Origin of the sequence: Salinisphaera hydrothermalis C41B8, from assembly GCF_000732535.1 — a bacterium.
Taxonomy (GTDB): Bacteria; Pseudomonadota; Gammaproteobacteria; order Nevskiales; family Salinisphaeraceae; genus Salinisphaera; species Salinisphaera hydrothermalis.
The window spans coordinates 1-17,588 of sequence record NZ_APNK01000029.1 but is presented as its reverse complement, the minus strand read 5'-3'; the positions used below and the strand labels follow the sequence as shown (position 1 = coordinate 17,588).

Sequence of the window (17,588 nt, the reverse complement as noted above, 5' to 3'; positions counted from 1 at the left end):
ACCACCGGGCGAGTTGAACTCTGGTTTCGCGCTGACGCGCCAACCAAGAAAAGAGCGCCTGCAACGGCGCCGGATACCCGTCGCCGCTGCTCGTCTCCGGCGCCTCAGACGGGCTCGAATACAGACGCGAACGCCCAACCTTCGCGGGCCGTGTCTGTATTCGGGTCCCCTTGAGCGCAGCACCGAGCAGTGGAGGCCGCCAAAGCGGACTGAGTTTTTGCCGCATCCTCCGGGACCGAGCATCGGAGTGGACCCGCGAAGCGGGCGGCTATGAGGGTGTCTTTTCCTTGGGTTACTTTCGCTTGGACAAGCAAACGAAAGTGACTCGCGTTGCAGCGCGAAACCGGCGCCATGTCCGCCCCGTGAGCGAATCAGTGACGTAGGTCGGATTAGGTGCTGGCACCTTAATCCGACAGCCAAGTTTCGGAACTCGCCGATTGAACGTCGGATTACGCGCTGCGCGCTAATCCGACCTACCCCCTGTCGTTTGAACAAACAAACGGAAGGGGCACGCGCACCCACGAAGCCCCAATCTCCCGCCGACTGCGAACGAAAGCAACTCATGACGGCGCCGATGACTTCAAATCCAGCGGCAGCCCGGCCACCACGAGACTGACCCGCGCACAAAGCCCCGCCAACGCCTGGTGCAACCGCCCGGCTTCGTCCACGAACACACGCGACAACTCACCCAACGGCACCACGCCCGAGCCGACTTCGTTGGACACCAGCAGCACACGGCCCCGGCAGGCCGACAACGCCTCGATCAGCCCGGCGCGCTCGGCCTCCCAACAATCCGCGGCCAGCGCATTGCTCAGCCAGAGCGAGAGGCAGTCGACCAGAATCACGGTATCCGGCGCGTCGTGCTGGACGAGCGTCGCGCCCAGTTGGAGCGGCGCTTCGACGGTCTGCCAGCGGGCATCGCGATGGGCGCGATGATGGGCAATACGCGCGGCCATGGCGTCGTCATGCGCCTCGGCGGTGGCGATATAGATGAAGCGTTCCGCGGCGCCCGACGTGGCCAGGGCCTCGCGCTCGGCGAAGGCACTCTTGCCGCTGCGAGCGCCGCCGAGAATCAGATGATGGGGGCGATCGTAATCAGTCATGCAACACCACGGGCGTTCCGGTCACCGGATGCGCGATGACATGGGTATCGGCATCGAAAACCCGTTCCAGCGTGGCCTCGGTGACGACCTGAGAAGGTGGGCCGCTGGCGACGGGCCCGCCATCGGCCAGGGCCAGCATGCCGTCGGCATGGGCCGCGGCCAGAGAAACGTCGTGGGCCACGAACACGATCGCCACACCGGTGGCCGCCACCCGGCGCAGGCCGCGCATGATCAGGCTCTGATGGCCGATATCCAGCGACGCCACCGGCTCGTCGAGCAGTAGCAGCCGGTCGCCGGCATCCTCGGCCCGCCAGACCTGCGCCAGCACGCGGGCCAGCTGCACGCGCTGTTTTTCGCCGCCCGATAACCGGGTATAGGTCCGGTCCAGCAAATGCGCGATATCGGTGGTCGTGGCCACCGCGTCCACGATCTCGGCGTCGCGTATCCGGCCGGTAGCGTGCGGGCTGCGACCGAGCGCGATGACATCACGCACGGTGAACGGAAACGCCAACGGGCTGGCCTGGGCGAGAAACGCGATACGCCGCGCGCGCTCGAGGCGGTCGTAGGTGGCCAGCGACCGACCATCGAACGATACGCGCCCGGCGGAAGGCGGCAGATCGCCGACCAGGGCATGCAGCAGGGTCGATTTGCCGGCGCCGTTGGCCCCGATCACGGCCAGCATCTCGCCGGGCTCGACATGCAACGACACGCCGGCCACCAGCGCGCGTTCGCCGCGTCGAACCGTGATTGCTTCCGCTTGCAGCGTCACAGCGCGTAATCCCGCGTGCCGCGCAGCAGCACAATGAAAAACGGCGCGCCGAGCAGGGCCGTAAGCAGACCCACCGGCAGTTCGGTGGGCGCAACCGCGACCCGAGCCACGGTATCGGCGGCCAGCAACAGCACCGCGCCGGCCAAAGCTGATGCCGGCAGCAGCGCGCGATGATCCGGGCCAATCGCCAGGCGCACGATATGCGGCACCACCAGCCCGACGAAGGCAATCGCTCCAGCCAAAGCCACGGAGACGCCAACGCCGAGCGCAACCAGTGTGATCAGCACGGTCTTGGTCCGGTCCACGGCAAAGCCGAGATGACGCGCCTCGGACTCGCCCAGCAGCAGCGCATTCAGCGCCGTGGCCAGCCGCGGCAGCCCGGCGAGCACGACCACCGCGATGCCGCCCATCAAGGCCACGCGCGGCCAGTTCGCGCCTTCCAGCCCGCCCATCTGCCACAGGCTGATCCGGCGCAGCATGTCGTTCGAGGCATAGAACTCGAGCAGCGAGGTCAGCGAGCCCGCCAGCGCCGAGATCGCGATCCCGGCCAGCAGCATGGTCGCCACCGAGGTGCCGCTGGCACGCGTGGCCAGTGTGTACACCAGCAGCACAGCCGCGGCACCGCCAGCAAACGCCGCCAGGGCGATCGCCGACAGACCGGCCAACCCGGCCAACGCCCCGCCGAACACGATGGCCAGACTGGCACCGGCCGAGGCCCCGGCGGTGACGCCGATCAGCGACGGGTCGGCCAGTGGATTACGAAACAGGCCCTGCATGGCCGCGCCGGAGATCGCCAGAATCGCGCCCACCAGCGCCGTGAGAATAGCCCGCGGCAGGCGGATTTGGTTGACGATGAGGGCCGTCTGATCGGCCGCGGTGCCGACATGGCTCAGCGCTGCAAACACGCCGCCCACGGGCAGCCGCACCGCGCCGAAAACGAGCTCGGCCAGGAACGCCAAAACGGTCAGAACCATCAGCAGCCCGATCAACGCAGCCGGCCTCACGGCAACGCCTCCAGATCGATAGCCGCCTCGACGGCGTCGGCCAGCCGCTCCAGGCTGGCCTCGCGGCGCTCGCTCTGATCGCCCGAACCGGCATCGGCCAGGCCGGCCCAGGCGAGGATGGCGTCACAGCCGGCCGCGGTATCGAACAGACCGTGCAGATAGGTGCCGGCGATCTGGCCGTCGGCCGACAGCGCGCCGTCCGGGCCGTCTTCGAGGTACAAAAAAGGCCGCGCCCGATCGGCGCCGGTGGTCACCCCACAGTGGATGCGATAGCCGGCGACCGCGCCGCCGGCCGCCATTGCTCCGGTCACGTTCTGCAGATGCTTGGCCCGGTCCAGCCGGGTGGCCAGATCGAACAGGCCGAAGCCCGCCGTAGTGCCGGGCGAATCCTCGATGCCGTCGGGATCGGCGATCTCCTGGCCGAGCATCTGATAGCCACCACAGATGCCGAGCACCTTGCCGCCATAGCGCAGATGACGCTTGAGACGATCGCCCCAGCCGGCGGCCTTCAGCCATTCGCAGTCGGCCCGCGTATTTTTTGAACCCGCCAGCACGATCAGATCGGCCGGCTCCGGTATTTCACCCGGGCCGACGAACCGCAGATCGACACGCGGATGAGCGCGCAGTGCATCGAAATCGGTGTGGTTGCTGATGCGCGGCGTGACCGGCACCTGGACGATCAGGGCATCGTCGGCCGTGGTCTGCTGCGTATCGATGGCGTCCTCGGCGTCCAGATGCAGCCCGTGCAGATACTCAAGCACGCCGAACACCGGCTTGCCGGTGCGGGCCTCCAGCCAATCCAGGCCGGGCTGCAGCAGCGCGATATCGCCGCGAAAGCGATTGATGACGAAACCAGCCACCCGCGCCCGTTCCGATTCGGAGAGCAACTCCAAGGTACCGACCAGCTGGGCGAATACGCCGCCCCTGTCGATATCGGCCACCAGAATCACCGGGCAGTCGACCGCCTCGGCAAAACCCATATTGGCGATATCGCCCTCGCGCAGATTGATTTCGGCCGGGCTGCCGGCACCTTCGACCACAACCCGCGCGTAGCTCGCCGCCAGACGCGCATGCGAGGCCAGCACGGCCGCCAGCGCCTGTTTCTTGTACTGGTGATAATCGCCCGCGTTCATCGCAGCCACGGCCCGGCCGTGCACGATCACCTGGGCGCCAACGTCGCTCGACGGCTTCAACAGCACCGGATTGAGATCGGTGGTCGGCGCGATGCCGGCGGCCTGAGCCTGGAGATACTGGGAGCGCCCGATCTCGCCGCCGTCGACGGTCACCGCGCTATTGAGCGCCATGTTCTGGGGCTTGAACGGCGCCACCGCCACGCCGCGCCGGGCCCAGGCGCGGGCCAGCCCAGCCACCAGCGTCGACTTGCCGGCATCCGAGGTCGTGCCCTGGATCATCAGCGTTTTAGAGCCTGTCCTAGCCGGCACGCCGTGCCTCCTCGGCCCCGGCGATCGACGATGCCAACGCGGTCATGACCAGGCGAGCGATGGTTTCGCCAACGAGCGTGTGCTTGCCGCTATATTCGATGGGCGCGCCGTCGGCGCGAGCAAACACCGCCGTGGCGTCGGTGCCGGTGCCGGTGGCCGGTCGGCCGGAGACCGGGCTCTTGATCCCGGCCTGTTGCAGCGCCGCCGCCTTGGCTTCGGCGATCGTGGCCACCGTTTCGACCAGCGCGGCATCGGTCAGCGCCACGTCGGCAATCAGCGCCACGTTGATCGTGCCGGCGGGCCCCGGCGATGCCCGCAAGCTGCGCATTTCGGCCGTATCGCCGGCCGTTCGGGCGTTGGCCAGCCCGGCGGTCAGCACCAGCGTGAATCGCGCGGCTTCGATCTCGGCCGTCGCCAACCGTAGCGACGTCATGGCGGCCCCGGTCATCATGGCGACCGTATCGCAGGCCAGGCCGCGTTCGGCGGCACGACGCGCCAGCACCGCAGCCGGGCCGGCCGGGTCGAGCGGCGCATCGTGACGGACATGCGCGTTGTACCAGGCCGAGGCTCGCCCCAGGCCGCCGCCGAGCGAGGCCGAGGACAACACTCGCCGCGCCGCATCGGCGACCAGCACCGCGCCCTCGGGCGTGACTTCGCCGCGCCAGCCCGGCGGCAGACTCGCGTCGGGCAGCGCGACCGCGGTGGCGTCCGGCGGCGCCCAGCAGTTGGCGAGCGGCGTGTCGATCAGTAGTCCACCCCGGCGCGGGCCTTGATGCCGGCCGTGAACGCGTGCTTGACGTTATCGACTTCGGAGACCGTATCAGCCAGTTCGCGCAGGCCCGAACCGCCGCCGCGACCGGTCACGACTACCGATTGTTCGACGGGCCGGTTGGCGATGGCATCCAGCACGCGCTGCTCGTCCAGATACTTGTAGCCGAGCATATAGGTCAGCTCGTCGATCACGACCAGGTCGTACGACGGGTCCCGCAACATCGGCTCGACCTGAGCCCAGGTGCGCTCGGCGGCTTCGATGTCGCCCGAGCGATCCTGGGTGTTCCACGTGAATCCCGTGCCCATCTGATAGAAAGTCACCTGTGGACAGTGATCGCGCAGATAGATCTCCTCGCCGGAGAGCTGCACGCCCTTGATGAACTGCACCACCCCGACTTTCTGGCCGTGGCCGAGCGCGCGCATCACCATGCCGAAAGCCGAGGACGATTTCCCCTTGCCCTTGCCGGTGATGAATACGAATACGCCGCGTTCGGTGTCGGCGGCCTCGATCGCCGCGTCCACCTTGGTTTTCTGTTTTTCCATCGCCGCCTTGTGGCGGGCATCGCTCTTGGATTCGCTCATGGGGCGCTCCGTGGATCAGATCTGGCCGGGCGAGTAGCGCACCGTGACGTACACGGCCCGGCCCGGCTGGTTGTAGAAATCGACCGTCTGATAATGACGATCGAACAGATTCGATAGCTTGGCCTGGATTTTCCAGGCCGAGGTGACCCGCATCTCGCCGCGCAGGCCGAACAGGGCATAGCCGCCGAGCTTGTCGGTATTGGCCAGATCGTTGTAACTGGAGCCCACCAGCTTGGCGCTAGCGCCCGCCGAGAAGCGCGAGAACAGGTCGCGGTCGATCTGCAGCGACGCCGAATAATCCGGCCGACGCGCCAGATCATTACCAAAATTCGCACCGTGCTCCCGGTTTTCGGCCTTCAGCCAGTCGGCATTGGCGCCGATGCGCCAGCGCCCGAGATACGCCGTCGCTTCGCCTTCGATGCCGCGGATACGCGCCGAATTCACGTTCTGCGGCGTGTAGTTGGCGTCCAGCGTGATCTCGTCGTCGATATCGGTCTGATAGGCATGAATGGCCCAATGGCCCCAACCAGGCGTGGCCTTAATGCCGATTTCGCCCGTGCGCGATTTCTCGGGTTTCAGATCCGGGTTCGAGGCCGGCGGGTAGCCCGGCGTGTCCGGGTAATAGAGATCGTTGAAGGTCGGCGCGTTGAAGGCATTGCCGTAGGACGCGGTCAGCGTATAGGTCTGGTTCAGGTGGTAGCCGTAGGTGACCGAGCCGGTGGCATGTTCGCCGTAGGCCTGATTGTCGTCGCCGCGGGCGGCCAGATCGATCTCGTGAGCACCGAAGCGGCCCTGGTATTCGCCGAACACGCCGGTGTTGTCGCGTTTGTTCTGCTTGTAATCGGCCGAACTGGTGACGGCATCCTGGCGATGATCGACGCCAAGCGTGGCGCTCTGACGCTTGGCGAGCACGAAGTCGTTCTGCCAGCTCACGCTGTCGCGCCGGGTATCGAAGCGGCTGACATAGTCGCCGTGGAGATAATTTTTCGACAGATCGCGGCTGCGCGACAACGACAGCTTCGAGCGCCAGAATTCGGTCAGCGGCGCGTCCACGCTCAGGCCATAGATTTCCTGCACCGAATGCGAACTGTCGGTGGTGCTGCCGTCGTACTGGGTGTTGCCGTCGGACCGCAGATAGTGGCCGTTGATCGACCAGCCGTTGTCGAAGGTATAGCCGACGTTGGCGGATCCGTCCTCGCGGTGATAACCGTCATGATCCGGCTGGTTGGCATAGCAGCCCGCGCCGCCCTTGGGCGACGAAAACGGCCGGCCGGTACAGGCGTTGAAGCCGCTCGTGTAGTCGCCGGATACACTGAAGTTGTAATGCAGGCGCTTCGTTGCGCCGGACACGCCGGCCTGACCTTTCCAGGTATCGTAGCTGCCGCCGGTGACCGAGAAATACGGCGTCGGACCCCGGCCTTTGGCGCCCTCGCCGTTGCGGGTGAAGATCTGGATCACCCCGCCGACCGCATCGGCGCCGTACAGCGAGGAACGCGGGCCGCGTACGATCTCGATGCGCTGGATCTGGGAGACCGGAAAATCCTGGATAGCAGCCTGGCCGCTGGTGGCCGAGCCCCAACGCACGCCGTCGACCAGCACCAGCACCTGGTTGGCGTCCGTACCCCGGAGATGGATCGCGGTCGCCTTGCCCGGGCCGCCGTTGTTGGCGATCGACAGACTGGGCGTATCGCCCAGCAGTTCGGCCAGACTCTGGGCCTGGGTGCGTTCGATATCGGCACGCGTAATGACCGTGGTCGCGGCCAGCGTATCCGCCGCCGACTGCGGCGTGCGCGTCGCAGTCACCACGACATTCTTGAGATCGGTGGTCGTCGCGGGCTGTGCCATCGCCAGCGCGGACCATGCCCCTAACGTGGCAGCCAACACGGGCCGCCGGACATATCGCTGCATTAGTGTTCTATCTCGATTGGCGGCACGCCCGTCCGCGTACCGAAATCGGCAGCCGTCGCATGGCAGGACGAGCGCGACGAACCCTCGGGCTCGAAAGCGCGCATCGCGGGTAGCAACGGCCTCCCCTGACCCAGGCCGGTCTCCGGACTCGCCGACGGATCGCTAAATCCGCGCGCTGGCCTTCCCGACGCATCGCGTCAGTGGCTCGAGCAGCGACCACGACGAAAAATCGTCGTGCGGCCTACCGTTGCGGGGGCAGTGTCGGCTTGGCATACCGCAGCATGCGCACCGACTTCCCGTTTCACCGCATCCGTGGATGCGACACCTGAGTTGGCCTCGATGCTAGGCGGGCCCCGAATCGCCGTCAAGACAGCGTTTTCGGCGCACAGGGGTTGGACACGGCCAAAGCCCGCGCCACATAAGGGCTGAACGATTTTTCGCTTATCCGGATAAGCGGATATACTCCCGCTCCTATTCGCCGGCAGTATGGATTACGCGACATGAGCGACACGCGACAGGCCATCGAGAGCGTTTTGTCCGAACGGATCCTGGTGATCGACGGGGCCATGGGCACGATGATCCAGAATCACGACCCGTCCGAGGAAGACTATCGGGGCGAGCGCTTCGCCGACTGGGCCTCCGATCTCAAGGGCAACAACGACCTGCTGACGCTGACCTCACCGGAGCTCATCAAGGGCATCCATCGGCAATATGCCGAGGCCGGCGCGCACATCATCACCACCAATACCTTCTCCTCGACCACGATCGCCCAGGCCGACTACCACATGGAAGATCTGGCCCACGAGCTGAACGTGGCGGCGGCCAAGCTCGCCCGCGAAGTGGCCGAGGAATTCGATAGCGCCGAAAACCCGCGCTACGTCGCCGGGGTGATCGGCCCGACCAACAAGACCGCCTCGATTTCGCCAGACGTCAACGACCCGGGCAAGCGCAACACCGATTTCATGGAGCTGGCCGGTGCCTATGGCCAGGCGGCCGAAGCCCTGCTGGAAGGGGGCGTCGATATCCTCCTGATGGAGACCATCTTCGACACGCTCAATGCCAAGGCCGCGATCTATGCGGTGCGCAAGCTGATGCGCGAGCGGGGTGTGGATATCCCGTTGATGATTTCGGGCACGATCACCGATGCCTCCGGCCGTACCCTGTCGGGCCAGACGACCGAGGCCTTCTATAACTCCATCTCCCACGCCCGGCCGCTGACCGTGGGCCTGAATTGCGCGCTGGGCCCGGATGCGCTGCGCCAGTACGTCGCCGAAATGTCGCGGATCGCGCCGTGCTACGTGCATGCCTATCCGAACGCCGGCCTGCCCAACGAATTCGGCGAATACGATCTGACGCCGGACGAAATGGCCGAACACATCGGCGAATGGGCCGAGTCGGGCCTGCTCAACATGGCCGGGGGCTGCTGCGGCTCCACGCCCGAGCACATCGGTGCCATCGCCCAGGCCGTCGCCGGCAAGGCCCCACGCCAGCGACCCGATATCCAGCGTGCCATGCGTCTATCGGGCCTGGAGCCATTCACGGCTTCTGCTTGATTTTTGATCCGCAGATGAACGCCGATGACCACAGATAAAACAACGGATCGCGATCCGCAGACATATCAGGTCATCGGCGCAGCAATGGAAGTTCACGGCATTCTCGGCACCGGATTTCTCGAGCCGGTCTATCAGGAAGCTCTGGCTCGTGAATTCGGTGACCGTGACATTACCTTTACACGCGAGCCGGCTCTGCCGATCGCGTACAAGGGAAAGACACTCGAATGTCGCTATCGCGCCGACTTCATCTGCTACGACGAGATCATCGTTGAAACCAAAGCGATCGACCGACTCAGCACAATCGAAGAAGCACAAGTACTGAACTATTTGAAAGCGACGGGGCTGGAACGCGCGCTCCTGATTAATTTCGGGCAGACGCGGCTGCAGTACAAACGCCTAGTCCGGTCTCGCTTAAATCATTCATCTTCATCCGTATGAATCTGCGGCCATCGGCGTCCATCTGCGGATAAACAAAGTTTTTGCCTATGACCTCAGCAACCAACTTCATCAACATCGGCGAACGCACCAACGTGACGGGCAGTGCCCGGTTTCGCCGGCTGATCAAGGAAGAGGATTACGACACCGCGCTGGAAGTCGCCCGTAATCAGGTGGAGAACGGCGCCCAGATCATCGATGTGAACATGGACGAGGGCATGCTCGACTCGGTCGAAGCCATGCGCAAGTTCCTGAATCTGATGGCCGGCGAGCCGGACATCGCGCGTGTGCCGGTGATGGTCGACTCTTCGAAGTGGGAGGTCATCGAGGCCGGGCTGCAGTGCATCCAGGGCAAGGGGATGGTCAATTCCATCTCGCTCAAGGAAGGCGAAGAAAAATTCCTCGAACAGGCGCAGGCGTGCCTGGACTACGGCGCCGCCGTCGTGGTGATGGCCTTCGACGAAGACGGCCAGGCCGATACCGAAGATCGCAAGGTCGAGATCGCCCAGCGTGCCTACAAGCTGCTGACCGAAACGCTCGACTTCCCGCCCGAAGACATCATCTTCGACCTCAATATCTTCGCCATCGCCACCGGCATCGAAGAACACAACAACTACGCCAACGACTTCATCAACGCGACCAAGCGCGTGCGTGAAACCTGCCCCGGCTGTCATGTCTCGGGCGGGCTGTCGAACGTGTCGTTCTCCTTCCGCGGCAACGAACCCGTGCGCCGCGCCATGCACTCGGTGTTCCTCTACCACGCGATTCCGGCCGGGCTGGACATGGCGATCGTCAACGCCGGCCAGCTCGAGGTCTACGACGATATTCCGGACGAGCTGCGCGAGGCCTGCGAGGACGTGGTGCTCAACCGGCGCGGCGATGCCACGGAGCGGCTGCTGGAGATCGCCGAGCAGTACAAGGGCGAAGGCGCCAAGGCCGAAGCCAAGCAGGACACGGCCTGGCGCGACCAACCCGTCGAAAAACGCCTCGAGCATGCCTTGGTCAAGGGCATCGATGCCTACGTCACCGAAGACACGGAAGAAGCCCGTCAGAAGGCCGACAAGCCGCTGGAGGTGATCGAAGGGCCGTTGATGGACGGCATGAATGTGGTCGGCGACCTGTTCGGCGCCGGCAAGATGTTCCTGCCCCAGGTGGTCAAATCCGCGCGCGTGATGAAAAAGGCCGTGGCTTATCTCATGCCTTATATCGAGGAAGAGAAAGCCGAGAACGACAAGGGCTCCAACAACGGCACCATCATCATGGCGACCGTGAAGGGCGACGTGCACGACATCGGCAAGAACATCGTCGGCGTGGTGCTCCAGTGCAACAACTTCGAGGTGATCGATCTTGGCGTGATGGTACCGATGAACGAGATCCTCGATGCCGCCGAAAAACACAACGCCGACGTCATCGGCCTGTCCGGCCTGATCACTCCGTCGCTGGACGAGATGGTCAACGTGGCCGCCGAAATGCAGCGTCGCGGCCTGAACACGCCGTTGCTGATCGGCGGTGCCACCACCTCGCGTGCCCATACCGCGGTCAAGATCGACCCGGCCTACGACGGCGCGGTGATGTGGGTGAAGGACGCCTCCCGGTCGGTGCCGGTGGCCTCGCGGATGGTCAACAAGGCCAGCCGCGAGAAGCTCGTCGCCGAGCTCAAGGAAGACTACGACAAGATGCGCGAGCGGCATGCCGCCAAGCGCCAGACCAAGTTCCTGACGCTGGAGGCGGCCCGCGACAACCGCGTGCAACTCGACTGGTCCGACTATGCCCCGGCCGCGCCGAAACTGCCGGCCGAGACGCCCTACGCCAAGCGCCAGCCGCTAACTTATAAGGGCGCAACCGACGACGGCGTGTCCGGCCTGTATGTGTTCGACGATTTCCCGATCGACGAGCTCATCGACACCATCGACTGGACGCCGTTCTTCCTGTCCTGGGAGATGAAGGGCCGTTACCCGGACATCCTCAACGATCCGAACAAGGGCAAGGAAGCGCGCAAGCTGTTCGACGACGCCCAGGCCATGCTCAAGCAGATCGTCGAAGAAAAATGGCTCACCGCGCGCGGCGTGGTCGGCCTGTTCCCGGCACGCACCGCCACCAACTTCGACGATATCGAGGTGCTCTCCGACGATCGCTCGGACGTGGTCTCGGTAGTGCATCAGCTGCGCCAGCAGGCCGAGCATCGCAAGGGCGTGCCGAACCGCAGCCTCGCCGACTTCGTTGCGCCCGCTGCTTCAGGCGTGGACGACTGGATCGGCGGCTTTGCCGTCACCGCCGGCCTCGGCTCGTCGGAAAAAGTCGAGCAGTTCAAAGCCGAGCACGACGACTACAACGCCATTCTGGTCGAAGCCCTCGCCGATCGGCTGGCCGAATCCTTCGCCGAGTGGATGCATCGCTATGTGCGCACCACGATCTGGGGCTATCAGCCGGACGAAGATCTCGGCAACGCCGAACTGATCGGCGAAAAATACCACGGTATTCGCCCCGCGCCCGGTTATCCCGCCTGTCCGGAGCACACCGGCAAGGACACGCTCTGGGAACTCCTGGACGTCGAGAACAACACCGGCATCCAGCTCACCGAATCGCGGGCGATGTGGCCCGGGGCGGCCGTGTCCGGCTGGTATTTCGCGCATCCGGACTCGCGCTACTTCGTGGTGGGCCGCGTCGCCAAGGATCAGGTCCGCGACTACGCCGATCGCAAGGGCTGGGCGGTGGAAACCGCCGAAAAATGGCTCGGCCCGAATCTCGGTTACGAGCCCGAAGCCTGAGGATTGCCGGCCCGCCGCGCGCACGGCGGGTCGTTCGAATCGCGGCTCGAGACCCTCGGTTAGCCGGCGGCCGATAACCGCGACGGCTCGGCCAGCAGCATGGCGGCCAGATCGCGCAGCCGGAGCACCGACAGAAACTGCTGTCGCGCCGCGGCCCCGAGTCGGACCAGGCGTTTGCAACTCGGCAGGCCATCGCCGTCGGGGCGCGGTCCGGCGTGGTGCTCGTGGTAAGAAGCCGCCGGCGCCTCGATATAGGCGATCGCCTCGACGCTGTCCACGGCAAACCCGACGGACCCGGCATCGACGGTGACGATCAGCACCCGCTCGGCCGCCACCGCGGTACCGCGCCACAACAAGGCCCGTAAATCGGCCAGCATCACCGTGCGACCGCCGTGTACGAAGCGTGCCTGAAATGGGCCGCCCGCCGGGCAGGGCATGGTGTCCTGGGGATAAGCGGTCACCGCGTCGATGTCGTCCACCGCCACCGACAACCGCCCCGCGGCGGTAAAATGCATATAGGCAAAGCGTGTCCAGGCGACTTCCTCGGCACCGGCGTCGTCGCCAGCCGAGGCCTTGGCGCGCGCCGGCGTGCCCTGGGCGAGCGCGGCGTAGGCGCCGATTTCGGTATCGGCCGCGAGTTGCGCGTGGTCGAGCAATAGCAACTGGCCCAGCGCCGCATCCTCGATGAGCGCCGCGACGTGATTTTCGGCGCGGTCCGATGCAGCGGCAGCCAGTCGCCGGGTCTCGTCACAGGCCACGATGCCCAGTGCCTCGTCGACCACCAGCGCCAACCAACCACAATCCAGCTCGACCACGAGAATCAGGGCGGCATCGGCGGATGGCCGCGGGCGGCCGACCAGGGCGGCGAGATCAAGCAGGGCCAGGCGCCGCCCTCGCCAGTCGACATGGCCGGCATAGGCGCGCGCGCCAATGGCCGGTTTGATCACCGTGCCGCGGGGAATGATTTCGTGCACCACCGATAACGCCAGTGCCACACGCAGCTCGCCGCAACGCACGGCCAGCGCCCGCGTCGCCCCGCTGGCCTCCCGAGCCAGCGCCCGCGTCTTTGGCCCGTCGTTGCCGCCAGCGCGCGCTGGGCGCACCCGCAGCAGATTGTCGAGCGCGAACACCGCGTCCAGGTCCAGCACATACACCGCCTCGCCGTCGTCACGCGCGAACATGCGCGGCACCAACCCACCATGCGACTGGGTCACGCTGTGGCAGTCGGCGACCGCAACGCGTAGCACATGGCCAACTGCGTCGACGGCAAAACCGAACAACTCGTTGTCGCGGGCGACGATCGCCACCAGGCGCCGGGCCGACGGCCGATCGCCGCCGAGGCCCAGCAGCTGCGCGAAATCAACCACCGGCACCGGTACGCCCCGCAGCACGAAGCTGCCGAGCGACCAGGCCGGTGCCTGCGGCGCCGGGGCCAGTTGTTCCGGCAACGGGACGACCTCCTGCAGGGCGTTGCTCTCGAACGCGACCTCGGTGTCGGCCAGAACCAGAGTGGCCAGACTCACCGTGGTCATTGCGAGGCCGCCACCTGCGCTTCGCGCCGGGCGCTGGCGCTATCGGTGAGCGCGCTGATGAGCCCGACCACGTGTTGCGCGGTATCGAGCTGCGACTCGGTGGCGCTGGCGATATCCTCGACCGCGCGGGTGGTCGAAACCACGCCCTCGCTGATCCGGCCGAAGGCCTCGCGGGCCTTGTCGGCGACCTGCGCCCCGCTGTCGATGCGGCGCTGCGACTCGACGATCAGGCGATTGATCTGGCGCGTCGCGTCGGCCGATTTTTCGGCCAGCTTGCGCACTTCATCCGCCACTACCGAAAACCCCAATCCATGCTCACCGGCCCGCGCGGCCTCGATCGCGGCATTGAAGGCCAGCAGGTTGGTCTGCGAGGCAATCTCGCCGATCACACCGACGATTTCGGCGATGTCCTCCGAGGATTTGCGAATCGCCTGCATCGCCTCGGTGGAGTCGCCGATCGCCCGCGTGCCGCTTTCCGCCTCGCCGCGGGTGGTTTGCGCCTGCCCCTTGGCATCGCGGGTGTTGTCGACCACCGAACGGATGCTGCCATCCAGCTGGCGAATAGCGGCCGCCATGGCATTGGCCTGCTCGGCGATATGCGCCTCGCGTTCGACTTCCGCCGTGATATCGGTGGCGAATTTCACCACTTTATAGGGGTTGCCGTCGGCATCCAGCACCGGGTTGTACGATCCCTGGATCCAGACCTTCTGCCCATGGCGCCCGATCCGCATGAAGCGGTCGATGAAGAACTTGCCGCGAGCGAGCGCGTTCCAGAAATCGCGGTAGGCGGCACTGGTCACAAATGCGGGATCACACAGCACCCGATGATGCTGACCGAGCAGCTCGTCCCGGCGGTAGCCCATTAACGCCAGAAAATTGTCGTTGGCGGCCAGAATGCTGCCGGACAGGTCGAACTCCACCACCGCCTGCGACCGCTCGATGGCATTCACTTTGCCCTGAAACTCGATGTTGCGAGCCCGGGACTCGGTGACATCGGTGGCGAACTTGACCACCTTATACGGCTGCCCGGCGGCATCGAGCACCGGATTGTAGCTGGCCTGAATCCAGACCTCGCTGCCGTCGCGAGCCAGCCGTCGATACTCGCCGAGCATGAACTCGCCGCTCTTCAAGCGGGCCCAGAACTCACCATAGGCATCGCTACGTGCGTAGTCCGGATCACAAAACATGCGATGGTGACGGCCGACGATCTGATCGAGCGGATACCCCATCGTGGCCAGAAAATGATCGTTGGCGGTCAACACGATGCCGTCGAGATCGAACTCGGCCATCGCCTGCGAGCGGTCGATCGCGTCGAGCTTGCTCTCGAACTCCGCATTGCGCAGCTTGTCTTCGGTAATGTCCGTGGCGAATTTGACCACCTTCCGCACGCGACCGTCGTCGCCGAGAATCGGGTTATAGGTGGCACGCAGCCACACCGACCGCCCATCTTTGGCAATACGGCGGTATTCGTTGCTGTCGTACTCGCCCTTGTCGCCGAGCTTGTGCCAGAACGCCAGGTAGGCGCGGTCGGCTGCGTCCTCGGCCGTGCAGAATAGCCGATGATGCGCGCCCACCACCTCCTGCCGGGTATAACCCATTAAATTCAGAAAGTTGTCGTTGGCCTCCAGAATATGTCCATCCGGGGCAAATTCTATGATGGCCAGCGATCGATCCAGGGCATCGAGCACATCCGCCCGCTGACTGCTATCCATTTCTTCGCGCCGGGCAGGACTATGCGACATCATCTGTCTCCTGAAACAGGCGCCTTCTGGGGCACCCGAAAGTTATTGGTCTGTGATCAATAACGACAGAATCATTTTCAGCTTAATGGTTGCACACAACTTTTTTGTGCGTCGAATTACAACGCGGCTCATCCCCCTCAACGCGAAAACCTGCTCCTGCGGCCGACGGAGCCCACACCACGGGCATCATATTTCGGATACAAGTCGAACATCGCGCCCGGACGTGCAGTACGGCGATGTGCAGCCAGCAATTAATCCGAGCTCAACCGCCACGGATCTCGTCAACGAATTTCAATGCGGTCTTCGCCCGCATCCGGTCTACGACACCCGCAAGCCTGCGTCGACTGGGCTGGCCGAACTTACCGGCGTGCGAAAGCGCCTAGCTTAGCTACTCTCCCGCAGATAACCGTGGGGGAAGTCTCTAACCCTGCTTGGGCGGAATCGTGATCACGTGTTTTTCCGGGCCATTGGCCGCCCCCGCAAATGGCAGCTGAAACCAGCCCCCGACCTGGCCGGCGATGACCACCGTCACGATAAGCGCGACGGTCGGCACCAGCGTGGCCAGAATCAGTTCGCGCCACGTGAGCGCGCTGTTGCCCGTGGCACGGCGGGCGAACACATGAGTGATGTAGATCAGATTGGCGGCGAACGCGACGGCGACCGCGCTCCAGAAACCCAGCTGCGAGGTGTCGTTGTAAGCCAGGGCACAGGCCACCAACGTCGCCGCCATGCCGGCCAGGCCGGCGCCTTCGCAGATCCAGGTCACGAGATTGGATTGACGTATCGCGGGCATGGCGTCGGCGTCGGGCCTTCGAATGAGCGCGCCATGATAGCGCGTGCGCCCCGGCCGACCGAACGCAGGCCGAGGCATGCGCATGTGCTCAGCCGCGGTGGCCGCCCCGATCGATGCGTCGATCGGCCTTCACGCTGAACATGACGAGACCGGCCAGTAGCAGCATGGCGGCCAGGAAGACGGCCGTGCTCAGAAAGCTGCCGCCGCTCGCGTCCTGCAGATAACCGCCGACATACGGCCCGACGAACCCGCCGAGATTGCCGAGGGCGTTGATCAATCCCAACGCACCGCCCAGCACGGCGGCGGGCATGGTGGTCGAGGCCGCCGCCCAGAATGGCCCGTCGTAGGCCAGCGCCCCGCCCATGGCCAGGCAGATCAGCAGGATGGAGACACCCAGAAACGCGTGACCAACCAGCACCGAGGCCACCAACGACACCGAGGCCACGAGCATGGCGGCGAACACATGCCACGCATAGCGTCCGCTTCGATCGGCCAGCCAGCCGTTGAACCACAGCCCGAAGCCCGCCGCGACGTAGGGCAGCGCGGCAATGAGGCCCACGGCGGCGAAACCGCGCTGCGTAAGCGTCTGAATCAGGGTCGGCATCCACAGATTCAGGCCATAGAAACCAATCTGAATAAGGAAGTACACCAGCACCAGCTTCCAGACCGTCGCGCTTTTGAACACATCGCGATAGCCCTTCGCTTCCGGCGCGTTGCGCTGTTCCTCGGCGATGGCCGCCTCGATATAGTCACGCTCTTCCGGCGAGACCCAGCGCGCGTCCGACGGACGATCCGCCGCCAGCCACCACCACAGCGGCGCGGCGATCAAAAAAGGAAAGATGCCTTCGATGACGAACAGCGTGCGCCAATCGGAGAACGAGAGAATCCAGCCCGACAACGGCGACGTGATGATGGACGCGATCGGGATATTGATGATCCACACGCCAAACGCCTGGGCCCGTTCCTCGGCCGGGAACCAGTGCCCGATCATCACCAGAATCGCCGGCCAGATGCCGCCCTCGGCCACCCCCAGCAGAAAACGTACGGTCAACAACTGATCGTAGGACTGCACGAATCCGCTGATCACGGCCATTAGCCCAGGGCGTGTTGAGGTTTCGTGCGAGTCCGCGCCAAGCGCTGTTTTGCGGCAAGACGAGGCGTAGCGAACGTGGCGTAGTTGTTCTAC

13 protein-coding genes, 1 pseudogene and 1 riboswitch are annotated in these 17,588 nt (G+C 65.0%); of the genes and pseudogenes, 3 read left to right on the top strand and 11 right to left on the bottom strand.

The window, feature by feature from the left end; genetic code table 11:
* Positions 1 to 560: 560 nt before the first annotated feature.
* The 7 genes from cobU to C41B8_RS14835 all read right to left on the bottom strand — a co-directional run bounded on the left by cobU (position 561) and on the right by C41B8_RS14835 (position 7,516).
* Entirely contained in the window at positions 561 to 1,103 is a 543-nt protein-coding gene (gene cobU, locus C41B8_RS14865; RefSeq protein ID WP_037339902.1) for a bifunctional adenosylcobinamide kinase/adenosylcobinamide-phosphate guanylyltransferase, read from the bottom strand.
* Complete coding sequence (locus C41B8_RS14860) at positions 1,096 to 1,872, bottom strand: heme ABC transporter ATP-binding protein (protein ID WP_051883608.1); 777 nt, start codon at positions 1,870 to 1,872, stop codon at positions 1,096 to 1,098. Before C41B8_RS14860 ends, cobU begins: the two co-directional genes overlap by 8 nt.
* The gene (locus tag C41B8_RS14855; protein ID WP_051883615.1) at positions 1,869 to 2,846 is read right to left on the bottom strand and encodes a FecCD family ABC transporter permease; all 978 of its coding nucleotides are present in this window, start codon (positions 2,844 to 2,846) and stop codon (positions 1,869 to 1,871) included. Before C41B8_RS14855 ends, C41B8_RS14860 begins: the two co-directional genes overlap by 4 nt.
* A 26-nt stretch (positions 2,847 to 2,872) precedes the next feature.
* Positions 2,873 to 4,288 carry a cobyric acid synthase gene (locus tag C41B8_RS14850; protein ID WP_051883607.1) on the bottom strand — a complete coding sequence of 472 codons (1,416 nt, stop codon included), beginning with the start codon at positions 4,286 to 4,288 and terminating at the stop codon, positions 2,873 to 2,875.
* A gap of 19 nt (positions 4,289 to 4,307) precedes the next feature.
* The gene (locus tag C41B8_RS19780) at positions 4,308 to 4,952 is read right to left on the bottom strand and encodes an adenosylcobinamide amidohydrolase (protein ID WP_051883606.1); all 645 of its coding nucleotides are present in this window, start codon (positions 4,950 to 4,952) and stop codon (positions 4,308 to 4,310) included.
* A gap of 110 nt (positions 4,953 to 5,062) precedes the next feature.
* Positions 5,063 to 5,671: a cob(I)yrinic acid a,c-diamide adenosyltransferase gene (gene cobO / locus C41B8_RS14840; protein ID WP_037339893.1), complete on the bottom strand. Its 609-nt coding sequence runs from the start codon at positions 5,669 to 5,671 to the stop codon at positions 5,063 to 5,065.
* Positions 5,672 to 5,686: 15 nt separating this feature from the next.
* Positions 5,687 to 7,516, bottom strand: a complete 1,830-nt coding sequence (locus C41B8_RS14835) for a TonB-dependent receptor domain-containing protein (protein ID WP_198025226.1) — start codon at positions 7,514 to 7,516, stop codon at positions 5,687 to 5,689.
* A gap of 179 nt (positions 7,517 to 7,695) precedes the next feature.
* Positions 7,696 to 7,923, bottom strand: a riboswitch (cobalamin riboswitch).
* A gap of 156 nt (positions 7,924 to 8,079) precedes the next feature.
* Here C41B8_RS14835 and C41B8_RS14830 point away from each other — a divergent pair.
* The 3 genes and pseudogenes from C41B8_RS14830 to metH form a co-directional block, all read left to right on the top strand.
* Positions 8,080 to 9,132: a homocysteine S-methyltransferase family protein gene (locus C41B8_RS14830; RefSeq protein ID WP_037339889.1), complete on the top strand. Its 1,053-nt coding sequence runs from the start codon at positions 8,080 to 8,082 to the stop codon at positions 9,130 to 9,132.
* A 24-nt stretch (positions 9,133 to 9,156) separates the two neighbouring features.
* Positions 9,157 to 9,570: a GxxExxY protein gene (locus C41B8_RS14825; protein ID WP_037339887.1), complete on the top strand. Its 414-nt coding sequence runs from the start codon at positions 9,157 to 9,159 to the stop codon at positions 9,568 to 9,570.
* Between the two features lie 41 nt (positions 9,571 to 9,611).
* Positions 9,612 to 12,335 (top strand): annotated as a pseudogene (gene metH / locus C41B8_RS14820) (methionine synthase); the annotation flags it as partial.
* Between the two features lie 59 nt (positions 12,336 to 12,394).
* Here metH and C41B8_RS14815 read toward each other — a convergent pair.
* The 4 genes from C41B8_RS14815 to C41B8_RS14800 all read right to left on the bottom strand — a co-directional run bounded on the left by C41B8_RS14815 (position 12,395) and on the right by C41B8_RS14800 (position 17,495).
* A complete protein-coding gene (locus C41B8_RS14815) occupies positions 12,395 to 13,867 on the bottom strand; it encodes a chemotaxis protein CheW (RefSeq protein WP_037339885.1) in 1,473 nt (490 codons plus the stop codon).
* Positions 13,864 to 15,609, bottom strand: a complete 1,746-nt coding sequence (locus C41B8_RS14810; RefSeq protein WP_051883614.1) for a methyl-accepting chemotaxis protein — start codon at positions 15,607 to 15,609, stop codon at positions 13,864 to 13,866. Before C41B8_RS14810 ends, C41B8_RS14815 begins: the two co-directional genes overlap by 4 nt.
* 421 nt (positions 15,610 to 16,030) lie before the next feature.
* On the bottom strand, positions 16,031 to 16,402 hold the full coding sequence (locus C41B8_RS14805; protein ID WP_156962555.1) for a hypothetical protein: 372 nt from the start codon (positions 16,400 to 16,402) through the stop codon (positions 16,031 to 16,033).
* Between the two features lie 88 nt (positions 16,403 to 16,490).
* Positions 16,491 to 17,495: an MFS transporter gene (locus C41B8_RS14800; protein ID WP_051883604.1), complete on the bottom strand. Its 1,005-nt coding sequence runs from the start codon at positions 17,493 to 17,495 to the stop codon at positions 16,491 to 16,493.
* Between the last annotated feature and the right edge of the window lie 93 nt (positions 17,496 to 17,588).